At 33.4% G+C, this 4,661-nt stretch carries 8 protein-coding genes and 1 tRNA gene; 2 read left to right on the forward strand and 7 right to left on the reverse strand.

The features are described from left to right. A partial coding sequence (locus ACIPNH_RS03410) for a transposase (RefSeq protein WP_400771743.1) occupies positions 1-132 on the forward strand: 132 nt, incomplete at its 5' end. Beyond that, on the forward strand, positions 129-254 hold the full coding sequence (locus ACIPNH_RS03415; RefSeq protein WP_400771734.1) for a hypothetical protein: 126 nt from the start codon (positions 129-131) through the stop codon (positions 252-254). The genes ACIPNH_RS03410 and ACIPNH_RS03415, both read left to right, overlap by 4 nt. Positions 255-298: 44 nt before the next feature. Here ACIPNH_RS03415 and ACIPNH_RS03420 read toward each other — a convergent pair whose 3' ends face one another. The 7 genes from ACIPNH_RS03420 to ACIPNH_RS03450 all read right to left on the reverse strand — a co-directional run bounded on the left by ACIPNH_RS03420 (position 299) and on the right by ACIPNH_RS03450 (position 4,639). Next, positions 299-850 carry a 5-formyltetrahydrofolate cyclo-ligase gene (locus ACIPNH_RS03420; protein ID WP_264723797.1) on the reverse strand — a complete coding sequence of 184 codons (552 nt, stop codon included), beginning with the start codon at positions 848-850 and terminating at the stop codon, positions 299-301. Next, positions 834-1,454 carry a ferredoxin reductase domain-containing protein gene (locus ACIPNH_RS03425; RefSeq protein ID WP_155968434.1) on the reverse strand — a complete coding sequence of 207 codons (621 nt, stop codon included), beginning with the start codon at positions 1,452-1,454 and terminating at the stop codon, positions 834-836. Before ACIPNH_RS03425 ends, ACIPNH_RS03420 begins: the two co-directional genes overlap by 17 nt. 103 nt (positions 1,455-1,557) lie before the next feature. Continuing rightward, positions 1,558-2,703 carry a SurA N-terminal domain-containing protein gene (locus tag ACIPNH_RS03430; protein WP_400771737.1) on the reverse strand — a complete coding sequence of 382 codons (1,146 nt, stop codon included), beginning with the start codon at positions 2,701-2,703 and terminating at the stop codon, positions 1,558-1,560. Positions 2,704-2,887: 184 nt separating this feature from the next. After that, positions 2,888-2,978 (reverse strand) — tRNA-Ser (locus tag ACIPNH_RS03435). Between the two features lie 92 nt (positions 2,979-3,070). Continuing rightward, positions 3,071-3,232: a hypothetical protein gene (locus ACIPNH_RS03440; RefSeq protein ID WP_010963140.1), complete on the reverse strand. Its 162-nt coding sequence runs from the start codon at positions 3,230-3,232 to the stop codon at positions 3,071-3,073. Between the two features lie 35 nt (positions 3,233-3,267). Beyond that, positions 3,268-3,783: an inorganic diphosphatase gene (gene ppa / locus ACIPNH_RS03445; RefSeq protein WP_400771739.1), complete on the reverse strand. Its 516-nt coding sequence runs from the start codon at positions 3,781-3,783 to the stop codon at positions 3,268-3,270. 52 nt (positions 3,784-3,835) lie between these two features. Further along, positions 3,836-4,639, reverse strand: coding sequence for a WD1261 family protein (locus tag ACIPNH_RS03450; protein ID WP_400771741.1), 804 nt, complete (start codon positions 4,637-4,639; stop codon positions 3,836-3,838). Positions 4,640-4,661: the final 22 nt, after the last annotated feature.

The raw sequence follows: 4,661 nt of genomic DNA on the forward strand, positions 1-4,661 counted from the left end.
TTGTATCTGCCGCCGTATTCTCCAGATTTCAACAAAATTGAGCATCATTGGTTTGCTATAAAAAACAGAGCTAGGAAAAACATTCCTCTATTCGAATCCTTTCGTCGTGCTGTTGATTCTGCCTTCCTATGACCTGTTCGGACTATTATGAGAAATGCTATAATAAGAAAGCTCAGGAAATGAAGCCAAATTCTCACTTAGGTATTTCAAGTGCTGCACGAGTTAGTGAAGGAGGAATCACAGGACCAAGTTGATGCATTTTTTTACGCAAAAATTACTATCAGAAAGTGGGGTTACGCTACTCCTTTCTATCCACTTTTTTGAGCAACCCACTTCCACATCTAACACACATCTCAGTGATTATAATATCCAATTTTTGATCATGTTGTTCTACAGGTAAATCTTTACAATATTGTTTCTCATAGGCTACACCTATAAATATTTTTCCAAGTGGCCGTAATTTTTTTATCATTGTATCATACCAACCACCGCCAAAACCTAATCTATTAAAATGATCATCAAAAGCAACAACAGGAGTAATGATTGTGTCGGGAATTACATCTTCATTTGTTTCGTTCCATTCCTCAAATTTTAGTAACTTATTTTTATTAGGAATTGCTACTTTATAATCTAAATCGAGTAAACTATGCATCAAAGGCACAACATCTATTTCTCCATCCATTGGAATGTAAGCCGCAATTGTTTTGCCTTTAACGTAGCTTAAGTTCTGATTAAAGAGATTAATAAGGGAATTTGCTGCATAACTGGAATAACTTTCATCAATATCTTTTCTTATAGCTCTATATTGCTCTCTTATTTCCTTTTTGTGCTGTTTAATATCTTTGAACATGATCTATCCATTTCGCAGTAAGTTTTTCTTGTAAACTATTTTGCTTCAAGCGCTCACTTAAAAAATCAAAGTCAATAAATTCCATATCCTGGTCTTGATTACTGCAGCTATAAACAAAACTCCTTTCTCCTGTTTTCGCATTTATATGCTGCTGCACACACTGAGCGCAGATTTCTTTCATCATACACTGCATAGGAGAATTAACTGACGATATTGCTATATGACTTGACTTCAGATATGGCTTTAAAATTGTTTTTCTAGCTTCATTCACAGCTTTCATCATTTTATCAGAACCAATAGTGATAATTTTATCTATAACGTTCAAATTAATACCTAATCTTCCTTGTTGATAAGAGACTATTGCATCAACTATATTACCATGAAAGGATTTATCTTGATCTCTGCTTGTTTCTATCAATCCTTCTTCACATGCCCAAACTACTGCATTTGATGCACGCTCTATCAGTGCTCGTTTAAATACATCACTTAACTTCTTATAGCCAGCGAAGTACAAAACCTTGTTATTATTTTCAAGACATGCCTTCCCTATCGAAAATAACACTGCATTTCCAACTCCACCACCAATTAGCATTATATTCTTCATGTGCTATTTTAACTACATTTGTTCAAATTTTTTGAAATTTTATAGAACAAAGTAATTTATATAGTTCTATACACAAAGACAGAGACAAGGACACTCTCTGACTTCAACTATACCGATAACTGATAGCTGCATTTTTACGCATATCATCTAATAACAAGTTGCTTTGTATCATAATCTTTTGTTGGTACATTTTCTGGTTGATTGCTTCTATACCCGCTACATTACTCTTGATATCACACAACATCATCAACTTTGCAGTGCCATTTTCTCTCAATTCTACTATTTCATTCACACTTGTTTTACTAAATAAAATCTGTAAATCAGGATTTAAATCTCGCATTTTTATTTCAAATTCTTTTGCGTTTGGCAGCTTAAAATTATCTGCTAATTTATCAAAATTTAAACAATTAACTTTTTGCTCCTTGAGATTATCTAATAAACTTTCTGAACCTTCAACCACAATCTGTTTTAATTTTAAAGTGCTTTCCAGCAGTGCATGATTAAGTTGTACTTTATCTATTACTTTTATAACGGAGTAACCTTCACTGAAACTGAATGGACCTGCTATGTCGCTGGTTTCTAATCCTTCTAAAACGCTCTTGAGTTTTCCTTTTAGCTGACTTAAATTAACTGTTGCTTTACGCATCTTTATTGGAGATTCTGGGTTATTACTGTTGCGTAATTTTTTTACTAAATCTTCAGCTATACCATAAACGTCCTTGTCTTTTTGATCAGGAATTATAAACTCTTGGAACGTGATAAGATAATCCGGCTTTTCTGTTTGCCTTTTTACATCATCTACTTCTTTATCGCTTATATTAATAAATGGCACAATTCTTACTTTAATAATTTTGCTCCACAGTAACTGACATTTTATTTGTTTTCTTAAAATACCAAGATCTATATTATGCTTCTCTATGTATTGATCAACTTCATTAGCCTTAAGTTTAAAACTTTGGGTTAAAAATAACATAATAGCATTATCTAACTCCTCGTTGCTCAATTTTATATTCAGCCTCTGTGCTTCATTGATAATGATAATTTCGTCTATTAGCTCCCTAAGAATTTGAGGCTTTGCTTCTTTTTGATTAACACTTTGAGTGCCAAACAATGAATTTATAAAGTTGATGCGTTTTTCGATATCTAAATTTGAAATTGGTTCACCATTTACATCTGCAACAATTTCAATCTCGGTTGCAAGCAACCTAAGTGGCAACACTATCAACAGTAAAATTAGTATTTTATACATACAAGTAAAGTTGTTTAGTTAATAACCAATTCTATAATAAATACTGAGTCAATGCTAGCCAACTTTTTAATAGTGATCTCAGTGACAATGGAAATAAAAACCATTGCAATAAAATCAGGTACGCTGGTAAATAGGCTAAAAACATGCTAATATAGCGAATTTAAACCGTGCTAAAAACAGTATACGGAAGGAGAGGGATTCGAACCCTCGATACGACTTTTGGGTCGTATAACGGTTTAGCAAACCGCCGCCTTCAGCCGCTCGGCCACCCTTCCAAATTTAGAACCTAAAGATTATATAATACCAAGACCTCTACCACCTGTCTAATGCTTTTAATTGCAATATTTGTATCTGTTCAGATGCATGGCTAATGCTGAAACAAAAATTCCAGTGCTCCCTTTCTTGTCATCCCAGTGTCACGCACTGGGATGACATCGTTTACTATGTGCCATATTGCAATGTTCGTGCAGTTGTGCGCGGTATAGATTCCGCTAACGAGTAGCGGAATGACGAATTTGTTATTTTTCAAATCGTAGAGCCACTTTAGCTATAAATCAACAAAAACTAATTTCCGCTTTTAATAGAGCTTGCAACAATTTGTTTTGCTTCTTCTACACCAACCCATTCTCCAACTGCTACCGTTTTTCCCTTTTCTAGATCTTTATAATGAGAAAAGAAATGAGTAATTTTATCTAGTAGGCTTTTAGATAAGTCAGAATAGTCCTTTATATTGTCATAATAGCTATCAACACTGGAAACAGGCACTGCTAATATTTTCTCATCTTCTCCTTTTTCATCTTTAGTGAGTAATGCGCCTATTGGACGTACCGATATTAAAACACTAGATGCTAAGGGAAATTGAGTTAGCACCAAAACATCCACAGGGTCACCATCACCTGCGCAGGTATTTGGTATAAATCCATAATTGCAAGGATAAGTCATTGAGGTAGATAAAAATCTGTCAACTCGTAACAACCCAAGCTCTTTATTAAATTCATACTTTACAGGCTCAGCATTTGCACTTATTTCAATTACCACATTCACCGCATTTGGTCCCGCTGTTATTTTACTTAAATCCATAAATCACCTCTTAACTTAAGATTATACAATATATGCTTTTAAGTTGCTACATTTATGTAATTCTAAACTTATTTTGCACGGGCTGTCCTAAATTTTCATTCGTCATCTTATTGACTGTTGAAAGTGGTGGTTCCTGTGATAATTGAAATAAAGCATATACTATTACGATAGTAAGCACTGCAGCAATTACTAGATTAGCAAAATTATCCTGTGGTAGGACACCTTTTATTGGATTAAATAATTTTTGCTCCATAAAGAAATAATCAGCAACATATAACCCAACAGATAATACAAACATACCTAAAATAAGTTTACAGACTGTGTTTTTATGGTCTTTTTCTTTTTTCTTGCTGGTGATAGGATTTGGCCTACATTCATTCTCTTCTTGCAGCACTGAGTAGTATATATTATCAGGGCTCGTTATTAATTGTTCAAATTCATCACTATTTTGGTTTTTTAACAGTTGCTCTAGGGTGTTTTTTGTATTTATAGGATATATTAATCCATCCATTTTCAATGCTTTCTCTTGCCGATCCACATTCTCATGGTCGATTGTATATTTATCTCTACTTGATAATCCGATCATGTGTAGTTTGCCAGCTAAGAACATTATATAGCTCTCTATTAACTGATTCTCACATATCTCTAATACTTCTCTTTTTACTGTTTTGTTAGATGACGAAAGTTCTTTATAGTGACCACCCAAAGAAAAGAACAATGCTATATCTTTATCTGCTTTTATGTCATGAATGGAATAATAGCTGCTGATAACGCACTTATTTAATGCAAATTCTCTGTCATATTTGTTTAATGTATTTCCTTCACTTAGTAACTTTCTAAGACCAATGAGAACCAATATTTAAAACAGAAGAAGATTT

Origin of the sequence: Wolbachia endosymbiont of Drosophila barbarae (assembly GCF_044752445.1) — a bacterium.
In the GTDB taxonomy this organism is placed as follows: Bacteria; Pseudomonadota; Alphaproteobacteria; order Rickettsiales; family Anaplasmataceae; genus Wolbachia; species Wolbachia pipientis.